A 15,706-nucleotide genomic window follows, 5' to 3' on the forward strand; every position below is an offset into this window, starting at 1 on the left:
CCCTACTACTAATGAATAAAGAACTACTCGGCATCCTCGTCGTTTTCGGTGCGACGGTGCTGCTGGCTTTGCCGCTTGGCCGCTACCTGGCCACTATTTACCGGGGCGACAAAAGTTGGTCCGACTTCCTGCTGCCGCTGGAGCGGCTGCTCTACCGCCTCGGCGGAGTGCGGCCCGAGCGTGAGATGACCTGGCAGCAGCACATGCTGGCGCTGCTGGCTATCAACCTGGTATGGTTTCTCTTTGCCCTGCTGGTGCTGTGCACGCAGGGCAGCCTACCCCTCAACCCCGACCACAACCCGAGCATGACGCCCGACCTGGCGTTTAACACGGCCATCTCGTTTCTAGTAAACTGCAACCTGCAGCATTACTCGGGCGAGTCGGGCCTGTCGTACCTCTCGCAGATTGTGGTCATTATGTTTCTGCAATTCGTGTCGGCCGCTACCGGCATGGCCGCCTGCGTGGTCGTTTTCAACGCCCTGAAAGAAGGCAGCACCGAAAAGCTCGGCAATTTTTACACCTACTTCGTGCGGAGCATCACGCGGGTGCTGGTGCCAATTTCGTTCCTCGTGGCGCTGGTGCTGGTGTTCCAGGGCTCGCCCATGACTATGCAGGGCAAAGCGGCCCTCGTAACCGTGCAGGGCGACAGCACGGCCGTGAGCCGCGGCCCGGCCGCCGCCATGATTGCCATTAAAGAGCTGGGTACCAACGGGGGCGGCTTCTTCGGGGCCAACTCGGCCCATCCGCTCGAAAACCCCACCTACATTACCAATATGGTGGAGAACTTCGTGCTGGTGCTGATTCCGATAGCGTTGGTGTTTGCTTTTGGCTACTACATCCGGCGGCCCCGGCTCTCCTACATGGTGTTTGGAGTGATGACCGTCGGCTTTTTGATGCTGCTGGCCCCCACTATATACTATGAGATGCACGGCAACCCCGCCATCGCGCACATGGGGGCCAACCAGCAGCTGGGCGCGATGGAGGGCAAGGAAATTCGCCTGGGCGCGCCGGCCTCGGCCTACTGGGGCATCACCAACACCATTATTTCGTGCGGCTCGGTCAATTCGATGCACGACTCCCACATGCCTATTTCGGGCATGTGCGAGCTGCTGGGCATGATGACTAACGCCTTTTACGGGGGGGTAGGGGTCGGCTTTCTCAACTTCTTCGTGTTCGTCATCATCGCCGTGTTTATCTCGGGGCTGATGGTGGGGCGCACGCCCGAGTTTCTGGGCAAGAAGATTGAGGCCCGCGAGATGAAGATTGCCATCATTGTGGCCCTATTGCACCCGCTGCTGATACTGGCTGGCACGGCGCTGGCTACCCACCTCTACGCCGGCAACCCCACCGAGTACGCCGCCTGGCTGAACAACCCCGGCTACCACGGTTTCTCTGAAATGCTCTACGAGTACACCTCCTCGGCCGCCAACAACGGCTCGGGCTTCGAGGGCCTCGGCGACAACACGCCCTGGTGGAACATCTCGACCGGCGTGGTGCTGCTACTCTCGCGCTTCCTACCCATCATCGGCCCGGTGGCCATTGCCGGCCTGCTGGCCCGCAAAAAATACATCCCTGAAAGCGCCGGCACCCTGCGCACCGACACGGGCACCTTCGGCATCATGGTCTTTTTCGTGATTTGGATTATCGCCGCGCTGGCTTTCTTCCCGGCCCTGGCGCTGGGCCCACTGGCCGAGCACTTCACGCTGTACTAGCGACGCGGCCGGCTTACCTCACGAGACCCCTCTGGGGCCGGCCCCCTCTCCTGCGGAGAGGGGAAGCCTGACGATTACTTATTTAAAAGCTCTGCACTCTTACTGTATGCTGCGCCGCTGGGGCTCCCCCTCTCCACAGGAGAGGGGGCCGGCCCCAGAGGGGTCTCGTGAGGTGAACGCGGAGGGCGACTTCCTACCCTAAAATGGCAACCCAATCCCAATCCCTCTTTCAACCCGCGCTCGTCGCGGAGGCCACGAAGCAGGCCTTCGTGAAACTCGACCCGCGCGTCATGTTCCGCAACCCGGTAATGTTCACCGTGGAGCTGGGCACCGTGGTCATGGGCATTGTCACCATTGGCCAGCTCGTGCGGCCCGATGCCAGCCAGGGCAGCTTCGGCTACAACCTCACGGTATTTATCGTGCTGTTTATGACGCTCTTATTTGCCAACTTCGCCGAGGCTATTGCCGAGGCGCGGGGCAAAGCGCAGGCCGATTCGCTGCGCAAAACCCGCCAGGACACGCCCGCCAAGGTGCGCCAGCCCGACGGCTCGTTCACGAGCGTCAACTCGGCGCAGCTGCAAAAAGGCCAGGTGTTCGTGGTGGAGGCCGGTGAGATTATCCCCACCGATGGCGAGATTATCGAGGGCTTGGCCACCATCGACGAGTCGGCCATTACCGGCGAGTCGGCCCCGGTTATCCGTGAGTCGGGCGGCGATAAATCGTCGGTCACGGGCGGCACGATGGTGCTCTCCGACCGCATCGTGGTGCTGGTGACCACGGCCCCCGGCGAGTCGTTTCTGGACAAGATGATTGCGCTTGTGGAGGGCGCGTCGCGTCAGAAAACGCCCAATGAAATTGCCCTTACCATTCTGCTGGCCGGCTTCACGCTGGTGTTCGTGATTGTCTGCGTCACGCTGGAGCCTTTTTCGCGCTATGCCAAAACGCCCATTGCGGTGGCCTCGTTTATTGCGCTGTTCGTGTGTCTGATTCCGACCACTATCGGCGGGCTGCTCTCGGCCATCGGCATTGCGGGCATGGACCGCGCCCTGCGGGCCAACGTCATCACCAAGAGTGGCAAAGCCGTGGAAACGGCCGGCGATATCGACGTGTTGCTGCTCGATAAAACGGGTACCATTACCATCGGCAACCGCAAGGCGACCCACTTCTGGCCCGCGCCCGGCGTGAGCGAGCGCGAGCTGGTGGAAGCCGCTACCCTCAGCTCGCTGCACGACGAAACCCCTGAGGGTAAGAGCATTGTGGAGCTGGCCCAGCAGGTGCGCCGCCAAGATGCGGCCGACCTCCAGCAACGCGCCCAGGGTAGCGAGGCCATCAAGTTCACGGCCGAAACCCGCAGCTCAGGCGTGACCCTGGCCGGCGGCGTGCGCATCCGCAAAGGCGCTTCCGATGCCATTCGCATCTTGGCCAACGCCGCTGGCCAGGAGTTTCCGAGCGAAACCACCCAGCAGGTAGCCAAGGTAGCCAGCAACGGCGGCACGCCGCTGGTGGTGAGCCAGGACGACCGCATTCTGGGGGTAGTCGAGTTGCAGGACATCATCAAGCCCGGCATTCAGGAGCGCTTTGAGCGCCTGCGCCGCATGGGCATCAAAACCGTGATGGTGACTGGCGATAACCCCCTCACGGCCAAGTTTATCGCCGAAAAAGCCGGCGTGGACGACTTCATCGCCGAGGCTAAGCCGGAGGATAAGATGAAGTACATCCGCGCCGAGCAGCAGGCCGGTAAACTGGTGGCCATGATGGGCGACGGTACCAACGACGCCCCCGCCCTGGCCCAGGCCGACGTGGGGGTAGCGATGAACTCCGGCACCCAGGCCGCCAAAGAGGCCGGCAACATGGTAGACCTCGACAACGACCCCACTAAACTCATTGAGGTAGTGGAGATTGGCAAGCAGCTGCTCATGACGCGCGGCACGCTCACTACCTTCTCCATCGCCAACGACGTGGCCAAGTACTTTGCCATCGTGCCGGCCTTGTTCATGGTCGCCATTCCGGCCCTGGGCGCGCTCAATGTGATGGGCCTGAAGTCGCCGCAGTCGGCTATTCTGAGCGCCGTTATTTTCAACGCACTCATCATTCCGGCGCTGGTGCCGCTAGCCCTGAAAGGGGTGGCCTACCAGGCCGTGGGCGCGTCAGCGCTGCTACGCCGCAACCTGCTCATTTATGGCCTCGGCGGGGTAATAGTGCCCTTTATCGGTATCAAAATCATTGACCTGATAGTAGGCGTGTTTTTGTAAAACGGAGTGGCAATCCGTTCCCGTTCGCGCCGGTAGCACCTTGTTAAACAACGATTAACGGAGTACTACTCCGTTTTACCCAGTAAAACCATGAAATCCCAATTCCTCCCCGCCCTGCGCCTGACCCTTGTGCTTATGGTGCTATGCTGCGGTATTTACCCGGCCCTGGTGTGGGCCGCCGCGCAGCTGGCACCCGGACGGGGCGAGGGCGTGCAGGTGCGCCAGAACGGCCGCCTCGTGGGCTTCGCCAACGTGGGCCAGCGCTTCGACAGGCCTGAGTATTTCAATTCGCGGCCCTCGGCGGTCAGCTACCACGCCGACGGCTCGGGCGGCTCGAACAAGGGGCCCAGCAACCCCGATTATCTGAAAGTAGTGCAGGCCCGGCTCGATACGTTTTTGTTGAAAAACCCCAGCGTAAACCGCGCCGACGTGCCCGCCGAGCTGCTCACGGCCAGTGGCTCGGGCCTCGACCCCGACCTCTCGCCGCAGGGCGCGCTGGTGCAGGTGCCCCGCGTGGCCAGGGCCCGCGGCCTGGCCCCGGAGCAGGTGCGCAGCCTGGTGCAGCAGCATATCACGCCGGGGATTTTAGGCCCCGACAAGGTAAACGTGCTGGCTCTGAACCTGGCTCTGGACGCGCTAAAGGGCCGCTAAGCCCCGCTGGCGGGCTGCGGGAAGCTATAAAAGCATATTTCTTGTATGAGCAGGTTTTTTGTTGAAACTCTCTTTTATTATGAAAATACATTTACCTACCGGCTTGCTGGCTTTGCTGCTTGCCCTACCCCTTGCCAGCCAGGCCCAGGCCCCGGCCGATACTACCCACCACGGCGGCCTACCCGTCGTAGATGGCTCCAACGGGCGTTGCCTGCCATCGCCCATTTTAGGGCCTTATCCAGTGTCGGAGTGGGACGGCTCGCCCGTTATTGGCTTGCCCAGCGAGGGTACCGACTACCCCCTGCAAAAGGCGCTGGGCCTGGCCAAAAGCCGCTTCAAAATCTACGGCTGGGCCAGCATCGGGGGTAACCTGAGTACTTCGCACAACTCGAACGCGCCCACGGCCTACAACCTCGTGCCCAACAGGGTGGTGCTCGACCAGGTAATTATTCGCATGGAGCGCCAGCCCAACACCGTGCAGACCGACCACGCCGACTGGGGCTTTCTGGTGGATAATATCTACGGCATTGACTACCGCTACACCATCGCCAAGGGAATTTTCAGCGACCAGCTGCTGAAAAAAAACAACCTCTATGGCTACGACCCTACCCAGGTGTACGCCCTGCTCTATCTGCCTAAAATAGCGCAGGGAATGCTCCTGAAAGTAGGCCGCTTTATCTCGCCGGCCGATATTGAGGCGCAGTGGGCTCCTGATAATTATCTCTACTCGCACTCGCTCATGTTTGCCGTGGACCCCTACACCTTTAGTGGGGCGCAGGCCACCATCCGCTTCAGCCCCTACTGGCAGATTGAGCTGGGCGTGCACGGCGGCAACGACGTGGCCCTATGGAGCAATTCGGCCCACCTCAATGGGCTGGCGATGTTCCGCTGGGTATCGCGCAACAACAACAACTCGGTGTATGCCGGCATTAACTCTGTTGGCAGCGGCCAGTATAGCAACAACCACGATAACCTGCAGATGGCCGTGGCCACCTGGGGCCACCGCTTCAACGGCACCGTGCACATGATGACCGAAGGCTATTACCTCTGGCAGTTCAACTCCTTGATGGGCGGCACCGTCATCGACGGGCCGGGCCAGCGCTTCTATGAAAACACCGGCGCTGGTGCCTTCACGCCCGGCCTCGCGCACGCCGTGGGGGCCGTTAACTACTTCCAGGTGCTGCTGGGCGCGAAAGACTACCTTTCCATCCGCAACGACCTGCTGATGGACCCTCAGGGCAACCGCACCAGCTACGCCACTTCGTATTCCAGCCATACCATCGGCTTGGTACACACCTTTAACTCGCTGCTACGCATTCGGCCCGAAGTGCGCTACGAGCGGGCCTACGCCGCCGGGGCCACGCCCTACGACAATGGCCTGAAGCGCGACCAGTTTCAGGTCGCGGCGGACGCGGTTATTCGCTTCTGAGGCTGTTTTTTGGCGTAGTCGACACCGCTACCGGCTCGGCCGATTCTTTATCAACCATTATCACTCTTCTCTCCCCTGTTCAATACCTGTGATAGGCAGCCTCGCTGGCTGTCGGCCAGGTATTGATTACCACCCCATTCATTTTTTATGAAAAAGCAATTTACCTCCACTTTAGTTGCTACGGGCTGCCTGTTGGCCCTACATGCGACCGCCCAGGCGCAGGTTACCCTCTCGCCGGCCGAGCGCCAGGCCATTATCAACCAGATTAAGCAAGAAATGCGCGACAGCGCAGCCCTCACCGCTACAAACCGGGTGATTTCCAACGACCTAACGGTAACCAAGACGGATACTGGCAAGTACACGGAGCCTTTTGCCTGGGGCGACTTTACCTGGGTGCAGGGAGCTAATCGCCAGAAAAAAGCGTTGCTCGACTCCAAATACTTCACCGGCGGCACTACCATCGACTGCAATTATAACTACTCGTTTGCCCGGCCCATCGACCACACTAACTCCGGTTCGACGGCCACATTCCGTTCAAACGAATTTAACATCTCGTATATCGAGGCGGGCGGTGAGTTTCACGACCCCAAGACGGGAGCACGGGCCAAGCTATTTTTGCAGTTTGGCACCCGCGCTACTGGCATTCCGCGCAACGACAATACGCCCTTGCGCGGCCAGTTTGACCTGTACACGGCCCTGCGCTTCGTGACCGAAGGCTACGCGGGCATTCACATCAACAAGATGCACGGCATCAACATCGACTTTGGTATCTTCAAGTCGTATGTGGGCCTGCTGTCTTACAATAACTTCGAGAACTGGAACTACCAGCCCTCCTTCACTTCTGACAATACGCCGTGGTTTTTTACCGGCTCGCGAGTGCAGCTGTTCCCCACTGATAAGTTGAAAGTAGAATTGTGGCTTGTGAACGGATGGCAGACCTACGGGATGTTTAACGAATCGCCGGGTGTGGGCTTCCAAATACAATACCGCCCGAAGGAGTGGCTTTCGGTGCTGGGTTCGTCGTACTACGGCCACGACACGGCCCTCGACCCTAACCGCTACCGCTTTCACACCGACAACTCCGTTGTGGCCCGCTATTACAATGCCCCCGGTGGCCCCGGCATCACCAAAGCGGCCTTCTCGCTGACCGGCGACCTGGGCTTCGAGGGTGGCGACGGGATAGTGAGGCCCTTCGGCAACAAGGGTGGTATTCCGGAGCAAAACTTCTTGAGCGCCATGTTCTACAACCGTTTCTGGTACGGCCCGAAGCAGCACTTCGCCACTACCTTCGGCGGCGGCGTTATTTCGAACCCCGGCCGATACCTGGCCCTGTTGCCCACCGGCACCGGCGTACTCACGCAAAATCCTGGCGACCTGTTCAAGGGCTGGGACTCTTCGGCCAACATGCAGTATATGCCCAACGACTACCTGACCTTCGGCATAGAGTACGTAACACGCCACGCATCGGTGCCTTATTTCAGCGGGCACGGCGGCGTAACCTCTCCTAATGGCTGGAACCCACCCATCGGCGACCCTACCGGCTACGTAGCCGATTTGGTGAAAGACGAAAATCGTATTATTTTCTCGACTATTTTTCGTTTTTAAGTTTCCGCGGTCCTTCTATCCGCACTCAGGAAGCCCAACTATTGCTCTCAGCTAAAGTTGGGCTTCCTGAGTTGCTTGCTGTAAGTATTCGGCAGGGCAAGTTTACTAGTCGGTCGGCTGTACTTGCCCTACTAAACAGTTTTTCCCTCATTATTTCCCTTCCTGGTTTCGGTTTCCCTCGCTACGCTAAGCCACTGACTATGCCGACCTCCGCTACGGCCGCTGCTACTATTCCCATTCCTACGCCCGAGCCGGGCGGCCACGGTACCCTCCACACCCGCATTACGGCCGCGGGCTCGCTCATCGCCCTAGGCATCGTGTACGGCGATATCGGTACTTCGCCCCTCTACACTGTGCGCGGCGTGTTCGTGCACCGGCCCGTGACGGAGGAAGTGGTGCTGGGTACCGTATCGGCCATTATCTGGACGCTCACGCTGCTTACTACTTTTAAGTACGTCTTTATTGCCATGCGGGCCGACAACCACGGCGAGGGCGGCATTTTGTCGCTCTACGCCCTGCTGCGGCGGCTGAAGCTGAAGTGGCTCTACCTGCCAGCCATCATCGGGGCGGCGGCGCTGCTGGCCGATAGCCTCATTACGCCGCCCATCTCGGTGGCCTCGGCCATTGAGGGGCTGCAAATGATAAAGCCCGACCTGAATACGGTGCCCATCGTGTTGGTTATTCTGGTGGGTTTGTTTGCGTTTCAGCAGTTCGGCACGGCCATTATCGGCAAGCTCTTCGGGCCGGTCATGGTGGTTTTTTTCTCGATGCTGGCCGTGCTGGGAATCCGGTTTCTGGTGCAGGAGCCGAGCATTTTGCGGGCCCTGAACCCGTACTACGCGGTGCACATGATAACCCGGCTGCCGGGCGCGTTCTGGCTGCTGGGCAGTATTTTTCTGTGCAGCACCGGGGCCGAAGCGCTCTACGCCGACATGGGCCACGTGGGTAGGCGCAACATCTACGTGTCGTGGACTTTTGTTAAAACCTGCCTGCTGCTCAACTACCTGGGGCAGGGGGCGTGGCTGCTCCAGCACCAGGGCGCGCCCCTGGGCGAGCGCAACCTGTTCTTTGAAATGATACCGCAATGGGGCCTGCTGCCGGCCATCGGACTGTGCACGCTGGCGACCATCATTGCCTCGCAGGCCCTGATTTCGGGCTCGTACACGCTCATTATTGAGGCGTTGCGGCTCAACTTCTGGCCTAAGGTGAAGGTGTCCTACCCCACCGAATTGCGCGGGCAGGCCTACGTGCCCTCGCTCAACTGGATACTCTGCGCCGGCTGCGTGGGCGTGGTGCTGCACTTCCGCGAGAGCAGCCGCATGGAGGCGGCTTTCGGCCTGGCCGTGACCGTGACCATGCTCATGACCACGGTGCTGCTGGCCTACTACCTGCGCCTGCGCCGGGTTGGCATTGTGTGGATTGGGCTGCTATTGCTGACGTATTTCACCGTGGAAGGCTCATTTCTGATTGCCAACCTGCGCAAATTTCCCGAGGGCGGCTACATCAGCGTGCTACTGGGGCTGCTGCTGCTGCTGGTGATGGTGAGCTGGATTCAGGGCCGCCGCCTGCGCAACGACCTGGCCAAGTACGTGCCGCTGGCCGACTGGCTATCCCTGCTCAGCAAGCTCAGCGCCGATGAGTCGGTGCCCAAGTTTGCCACCCACCTGGTGTACCTCACCGATTCGGAAGACCCCAAAATGGTCGAGAACGGCATTATCCACAGCATTTTTCGCAAAAGCCCCAAGCGGGCCGATATCTACTACCTCATCCACGTCACGACCACCGACGAGCCATACACCAAGACCTACCACGCCACCACTGTGCTCGCCGACGACCTGGTGCGCATCGAGTTCCGACTGGGCTTTCGGGTTGACCACGCCATCAACTACATGTTCCGGCAGGTGGTAACCGACCTGGTGAAGAACAAGGAAATCGACATCACCTCGCGCTACGACTCGCTGCGCGGCCAGGATATGGTGGGTGATTTTCAGTTCGTTATCCTCAACCGTACCCTGCCCTATGCCCAGTCGCTCAGCGGCTGGCAGCGGCTGGTGGCCCGCCTCTCGGGCGCGTTGCGCTGGCTGGGCTCCAGTCAGCAGCAAAGCTTCGGGCTGGATAACTCCTCGCTCACCATCGAAAATATTCCGCTGCTCACGCCCGAGCGGCCCGAGCTGCAGCTCACCCGCGACTAATTCTTTAGGCAGGCCGCCCGCCGGGTAGCCTCCCTACCCCACCTTTTTCGACGCACCTATGCGCCATTCAGTACGCTTCTCTTCTCTGCTGCTGAGCGCGGGCCTGCTACCCGGCCTGGCCCGCGCTCAAACTACGCCCGCGCCCGCGCCAACTACCACCACCACTACCGCGCCGCCCGCTGCCCCCACGGCCACGGCCGCCGCCACTACGGCCGCCGCGGCCGCCGACACGGCCCGGCTGGCCGACCCCAAGCCCGAGTTTTTTGGCTACGTGGGCGTGTACTACGGCTACGATTTTAATAACCCCGCCAGCCTCACCCGGCCCAGCTTCATTTACTCGGAAAATCTGCACAACCAGATTGCCATCAACATTGCCCTGCTGGGCGCGCGCTACAACAGCGACCGCATCCGGGGCACTTTTGCCATCCAGACCGGCACCTACCCCGATGCCAACTACGCCGCTGAGCCGGCCATCTTCAAGAACATCTACGAGGCCTGGGGCGGCGTGCGGGTGGCCAAAAACCTCTGGCTCGATGCCGGAATCTTCCTCTCGCACATTGGCCTGGAAGGCCCCAACTCGCGCGACGACCTCACGCTGACCCGCTCCATTATGGCCGAAAACTCGCCTTACTACGAGACGGGGGCCAAGCTTACGTATGACGCGGGCAAGAAGTGGCTGTTTTCGGTGCTGACCATCAACGGCTGGCAGGTTATCCGCGACCGCAACCAGAACGAGGCGGTGGGCACGCAGGTGCAGTTTCGGCCTACCCCCAAGCTTTTGTTCAATTCGAGCACCTTCATTGGCGAAGGCCGCAACGTGCCCGACTCGCTGGGCGTGCGCCTGCGCTACTTCCACGACTTCTACGTTACGTATGACCCCACGCCAAAGTGGAAAATAGCCGGTGCCTTCGACACTGGCTGGCAGGAAAAACTCGATGGCCGGGGTGGCTACGACAAGTGGCAGGGCGGCTCGCTCATCGTGCGCCGCCGCCTGTGGACGCGGGCCGGCCTGGTGGGCCGCGTGGAGTATTACCACGACCCCAGCGGCGTGCTGGCCACTACCCGCGTGGGCGGCTTGAACACCACCGGCTACTCGCTGGGCTTCGACTATCTGCCCGTGCCCCGCGTCATTCTGCGGGCCGAGTTCAAGGAATTCATCGACCAGAACAACGCGTACATCCGCGATAAAACCCCCAAGCGTACCGATGCGGCCGTGACGACGCTGCTTGGCCTCACCTTCTGAGCTACCTACTGTCGTTCAGGCGGGTGCGGCTTTAAAGCGACGGGGCTGTTCTGGCTGGCCCCCTTGCAACTGGTGAGCGCTGCCTGCAAAGATGTATAAAACCCGCTGCGTAAGCCCTGTTAATCAACAGGAAAAGCGAATAGTTAAAAGCTGACAGCTTATTATTCCCCTGCTATGTCTACCGCCGAAGCCGACCTGCGCGACCAATCTGCCGAGCGGTTCCTGCGCCTGGTGCGGGAGAAGCGGCGCGGCACGCTCAAGATTTACCTGGGCCTGGCCGCGGGGGTAGGGAAGACCTATCGCCTGCTGCAAGAGGCCCACGACCTGCACGCCAACGGCGTGGACGTGCTGCTCGGCTACGTGGAAACCCACGGCCGGGCCGGCACCGTGGCGCAGCTGCGCAACGTGCCGCTGCTGCCCCGCAAGCAGGTGTTTTACAAGGGCCACGCGGTGGAGGAAATGGACCTGGATGCCATTGAGAAGCGCCGCCCGCAGGTAGTGATTGTGGACGAGCTGGCCCACTCCAACGTGCCCGGCTCGCGCCACGAAAAGCGCTGGCAGGACGTGGAGGAGCTAGTGAAAAGCGGCATTTCGGTGATAACCGCCGTGAACGTGCAGCACCTGGAAAGCCTGCACGACCAGGTGCTGAAAATAACCGGCACCGACGTGACCGAGCGCATCCCGGACCAGCTGCTGCGCGAGGCCGACGAGGTGGTGAACGTGGACCTGACCGTGGGCGAGCTGCGCGCCCGCCTAGAGGAAGGCAAAATATATGACCCGGCCAAAGTGCCTACCGCGCTGGCCAACTTCTTTCAGTCCGAAAACCTGTTGCAGCTGCGGCGGCTGGCCGTGCGCGAGGTGGCGCAGCTGCTGGGCCGGCAGGTGGAAAGTGATGCCGGCGGCGCGCCGGCCATCGCTACCCCCCGCCGCAACGATGACCGCCTGCTGGCCTGCATCAACTCCAACGCCGAGGCCGCCAAGGAGATAATCCGCAAAACCTCGCGCCTGGCCGACCGCTTTTCGGCCGCCGCCTGGTACGTGCTCTACGTGCAGACCGGCCGCGAGAGCGCCGACCGCATCGGGCTGGCTACGCAGCGGCATCTGCTTCGCAACCTGCAACTGGCGGTGGAGCTGGGCGGGCAGATTCTGCGGGTGAAGGACGACGACGTGGTGGCGGCCATCCGGCGGGTGGCGCAGGAAAAGGGCGCGACGCTGCTCGTGTGCGGCATCACCCGCGAGAAAAGCCAGTGGGAGCGCCTGAGCCGCCGCGGCATCACCAACGACCTGCTGCGCGCCGTGGCCCGCGACGGGGGTGATTTGGATGTGTATCTGATAACTTATTGACTAACAGAATAAATCGTCTGTCATTGCGAGCGCAATGCAGTGGAGCACGGCAATGACAGACGATTTACAAAAGACTCCCTCATCATGACTCTCAAGACCAAAATTACCCTCGGCTTCGTGGCCATGCTGGCGCTGCTGCTCAGCATTGGCAGCTATGCTTTTTATACGGTGCGGCAGCTAGATTTGAAATCGCGCAATATCTTGAAGGACAATCTATATTCCGTGGATTTGGGGCAGCAGATGCTGCACGGGCTGGATGCGCTGCGCGAGGAGCCCGGCAGTGCTCCTGGCCTGCGGCAGCTGCAGCGGGGCCTGACGCGGGAGGCCGGCAATATTACCGAGCCCGGCGAGCGCGAGGTAGTGGACAGCCTCACGCAGCAGCTGGCTGCCTACCAGGGCGACCTGAGCCGCGACGGCCGCGCCCTACCCCCCGCCTGGCGGCCTTTGCGCGCCCAAACCCTGCGCATGATGAACCTGAACACGGCAGCCCTCACCCGTAAAAATACCCTGGCTAACCACTACGCCGAGCAGGCCAACCGCAACCTCATCCTCTTTATTACGGTGGCGGCGCTGCTGGGCCTGGGCTTCGTGGCGAGCGTGCCCGAGGCGGCGGTGCAGCCCTTGCGCAAGCTGAGCGCCGCCCTGAGCCACGCCACGGCCCGCGACTTCGCGGCTACCATTCCGCAGGAAAGCAACGACGAGTTTGGGCAGGTGGCGCTGGCTTTCAACAAGATGCTGAGCGAGCTGCGCGAGTTTCGCAGCTCCACCGCCGCCGAATTGCTGACGGCCCGCAACCGCGCTTCCAGCATCATCAATACCCTGGATGAAGGTCTGCTGGTGCTGGATGAGAGCCGCCGCGTACTGCTGGCCAACCCCGTAATGTGCGAGCTGCTGGGCCTACCCCCCGAAAAACTGGTGGGCCGCCCGGCTAGCCTCGTGCGCCTCGAAAACGACCTGTTTCAAACCCTGACAGCACCGCTCGACGCGCCCAACCGCGAGCAGGCCGTGGCCGAAGCGCCGCTGCTCACCATTACGCAGCGCGGCGAGGAAGCCTTTTACCGGCTGGCGGTGCAGGACCTGGTTTCCTATAATGAGGCCAGCGACAAAACCGAGTTCATAGGCCAGCTGCTGACGCTGCGCAACGTGTCGGACTTCAAAAAGCTGGACCAGGTAAAGTCGAATTTCCTGGCCACCGTGTCGCACGAGCTAAAAACGCCGCTCTCTAGCATCAATCTTAGTCTCAAGGTATTACAAAAAGACAACCTGCCGGAGGCGGAGCGCCAGGATATTACGGTGGGCATTCAGCGCGAAACGCAGCGCTTGCAGCGCCTGGTGAGCGAGCTGCTCGACGTGTCGCGCCTCGATTCGGGCCAGGGTATTCAGCTCAACTTCGCGCCCACCCAACTCGCTGAGGTGGTGCGCTTTGCCGAGGCCACTGTGCAGGCGCAATTAGCTAATAAGCAGCTCACCCTGCAAACCGCCCTACCCCCCGACCTGCCGCCCGTGCGCGCCGATGTGGAGAAGACAACCTGGGTACTTATCAACCTGCTGGCCAATGCTATCCGCTACTCGCCGGCCGGCGAAAGTATCGCGGTGCGGGCCGCCCGCGCCGGTAAGTTCGTGCAGGTGACGGTGCAGGACCGCGGCCCCGGCATCGCGGCCGAGCACCACGACAAGATTTTCCAGCGCTTCGCGCAGCTGCCCGACAAAGCCGGCTACACCGGCGGCTCGGGCCTGGGCCTGAGCATCGCCCGCGAGTTCATTACTACGCAGGGCGGCCGGCTGTGGATAGAAAGTGAGCTGGGTAGCGGCAGCGCGTTTCACTTCACGCTGCCGGTGGGGGGGTAGGTCGTCCGCGGCGGTTTATCTCACCCCTAGCCCCCTCTCGGAGCGCAGCAGAGAGTGGGAGGCAGTCGCATGAAGCGATTATCGGGAGGAGGCTGCCGGCGGTGGGCAAGCGCTTAGTAGCCGCCACGGCCCCCACTTTTTGCTGCCCTCCTACTACCCGACTCCTGTTCAGCCGGGCAGCCAATTCAGGTACGCTGCCCACGGCGGGCAGCGGCCAACTTATCCGCGCAATTTTACCGATTTGCCCGTTGCCACGCCCGTACCCGCGCCGCTGCGTTCTCACGAAGGTTCATATAGAACAGGCCAATGTCAGCGGCGTGGAAGGAGTGGCGCAGCTCGGGGTAACCGGGGACGAAGAGGCGGGGGTAGCCGCGGACGTTGGGCGGGGTAATCCAGAGCAGGCCGCCGTGGACTTGGGCATCAGTGATGTGGGCATCGATGCGCTTCATGTGGGGACCGACGCCGCCGCGGTTGCGGGCGGCGGGGGCCCGCAAGGTGTCGAGCGTCCAGGTGAGGGGGTTGGTGGCGGCCAAGCCGTTGTAGGGCGCATAATCGAAGCCGCGCTCGGAGGTGTTCCAGGCCACAAAGCAGCCGGTGGCTAGCGAATCGGGGCAGGGGCGGATGGTTTGGTACTCGTTGGTTTTCACCTGGCCGCCGATGAGGTAGGCGGCTACTAGGCGTTTGCGCAGCGCGGGGTCGTGGTCGAAAAAGTCGTGGAGCAGGCGCGTTGCGTGGGTAGCCCCCTGACTATGACCGGCGATGATAATGGGCCGGCCCTGGTTGTAGTGCGCGAGATAGTATTGGAAAGCCGCCTTCACGTCGGTATAGGCCAGGTCGAGGGCCTGCTGGCCGTCGGGGCCCTGCTTGTCGAAAAACGAGTAGAGCGTGGCTTGCCGGTAGCGCGGGGCGTAGATGCGGCCCGCCGCATTGAACGCGCTGGCCTGGTTGAAGAGAGTGGTGCGGTCGGTGAAGCGGTTGAGGCGGACATTGCCCACGGCGGCGTTCCAGTGGCCGCGCCAGAAGTAGGTGGTAGGATAGATGAAGAACACGTCGGCAGCGGCCGTGGTCTGGCCATCGCGCAGGCCGGCGGCGCGGGGCACGGCATCGGCCGAGTCGCGGCGGGTGGGCAGGGCGGCCCAGTTGCTTTCAAGGGCATAGTTGGGGGCCGTGTCGGGGGCCGGGGCCCGGAACCCGTGGGCGGGCTTCAACAAGTTGACGCAGCAGGTGAGCGGCAGCAGGACCAGGAGTCCCCACCGGGCCAAGCGGTTCAGCAAGACGAAATGAAGCAAGCGCATGGGGTAGGAACGTGATTAATTGACCTGTGAAACAGCCCCGGCGTGGGGCAATGTTTCTGGCGCTGGTGGCGGCGCCGCCACCAGCGCCAGAAACATTGCCAGCTAGGGCATTGTCCCGATTAACCGCACGATGAT

The 15,706-nt window shown here is 61.6% G+C and carries 10 protein-coding genes; 9 read left to right on the forward strand and 1 reads right to left on the reverse strand.

The annotated features are described in order from the left end of the window. Nucleotides 1–11 precede the first annotated feature (11 nt). The 9 genes from kdpA to LC531_RS06510 all read left to right on the forward strand — a co-directional run bounded on the left by kdpA (nt 12) and on the right by LC531_RS06510 (nt 14,276). Nucleotides 12–1,712, forward strand: coding sequence for a potassium-transporting ATPase subunit KdpA (gene kdpA / locus LC531_RS06470; RefSeq protein ID WP_223649497.1), 1,701 nt, complete (start codon nt 12–14; stop codon nt 1,710–1,712). A gap of 203 nt (nt 1,713–1,915) precedes the next feature. Continuing rightward, entirely contained in the window at nt 1,916–3,964 is a 2,049-nt protein-coding gene (gene kdpB / locus LC531_RS06475) for a potassium-transporting ATPase subunit KdpB (RefSeq protein ID WP_223649498.1), read from the forward strand. Between the two features lie 90 nt (nt 3,965–4,054). Beyond that, the gene (kdpC, locus tag LC531_RS06480) at nt 4,055–4,615 is read left to right on the forward strand and encodes a potassium-transporting ATPase subunit KdpC (protein ID WP_223649499.1); all 561 of its coding nucleotides are present in this window, start codon (nt 4,055–4,057) and stop codon (nt 4,613–4,615) included. A 79-nt stretch (nt 4,616–4,694) separates the two neighbouring features. Beyond that, the gene (locus LC531_RS06485) at nt 4,695–6,044 is read left to right on the forward strand and encodes an outer membrane beta-barrel protein (protein ID WP_223649500.1); all 1,350 of its coding nucleotides are present in this window, start codon (nt 4,695–4,697) and stop codon (nt 6,042–6,044) included. A 147-nt stretch (nt 6,045–6,191) separates the two neighbouring features. Beyond that, nucleotides 6,192–7,649 (forward strand): outer membrane beta-barrel protein, encoded by a 1,458-nt coding sequence (locus LC531_RS06490; protein ID WP_223649501.1) that lies wholly within the window; start codon nt 6,192–6,194, stop codon nt 7,647–7,649. 200 nt (nt 7,650–7,849) lie between these two features. Then, a complete protein-coding gene (locus tag LC531_RS06495) occupies nt 7,850–9,841 on the forward strand; it encodes a KUP/HAK/KT family potassium transporter (protein ID WP_223649502.1) in 1,992 nt (663 codons plus the stop codon). A gap of 58 nt (nt 9,842–9,899) precedes the next feature. Beyond that, nucleotides 9,900–11,084 carry a porin gene (locus tag LC531_RS06500; RefSeq protein ID WP_223649503.1) on the forward strand — a complete coding sequence of 395 codons (1,185 nt, stop codon included), beginning with the start codon at nt 9,900–9,902 and terminating at the stop codon, nt 11,082–11,084. Between the two features lie 174 nt (nt 11,085–11,258). After that, a complete protein-coding gene (locus tag LC531_RS06505) occupies nt 11,259–12,428 on the forward strand; it encodes a sensor protein KdpD (RefSeq protein ID WP_223649504.1) in 1,170 nt (389 codons plus the stop codon). 84 nt (nt 12,429–12,512) lie between these two features. Next, nucleotides 12,513–14,276 carry a HAMP domain-containing sensor histidine kinase gene (locus tag LC531_RS06510; protein WP_223649505.1) on the forward strand — a complete coding sequence of 588 codons (1,764 nt, stop codon included), beginning with the start codon at nt 12,513–12,515 and terminating at the stop codon, nt 14,274–14,276. A gap of 233 nt (nt 14,277–14,509) precedes the next feature. On the opposite strand, the gene LC531_RS06515 is transcribed toward LC531_RS06510, so the two are convergent. Beyond that, nucleotides 14,510–15,571 carry a DUF3089 domain-containing protein gene (locus LC531_RS06515; RefSeq protein ID WP_223649506.1) on the reverse strand — a complete coding sequence of 354 codons (1,062 nt, stop codon included), beginning with the start codon at nt 15,569–15,571 and terminating at the stop codon, nt 14,510–14,512. Between the last annotated feature and the right edge of the window lie 135 nt (nt 15,572–15,706).

Origin of the sequence: Hymenobacter psoromatis, assembly GCF_020012125.1 — a bacterium.
In the GTDB taxonomy this organism is placed as follows: Bacteria; Bacteroidota; Bacteroidia; order Cytophagales; family Hymenobacteraceae; genus Hymenobacter; species Hymenobacter psoromatis.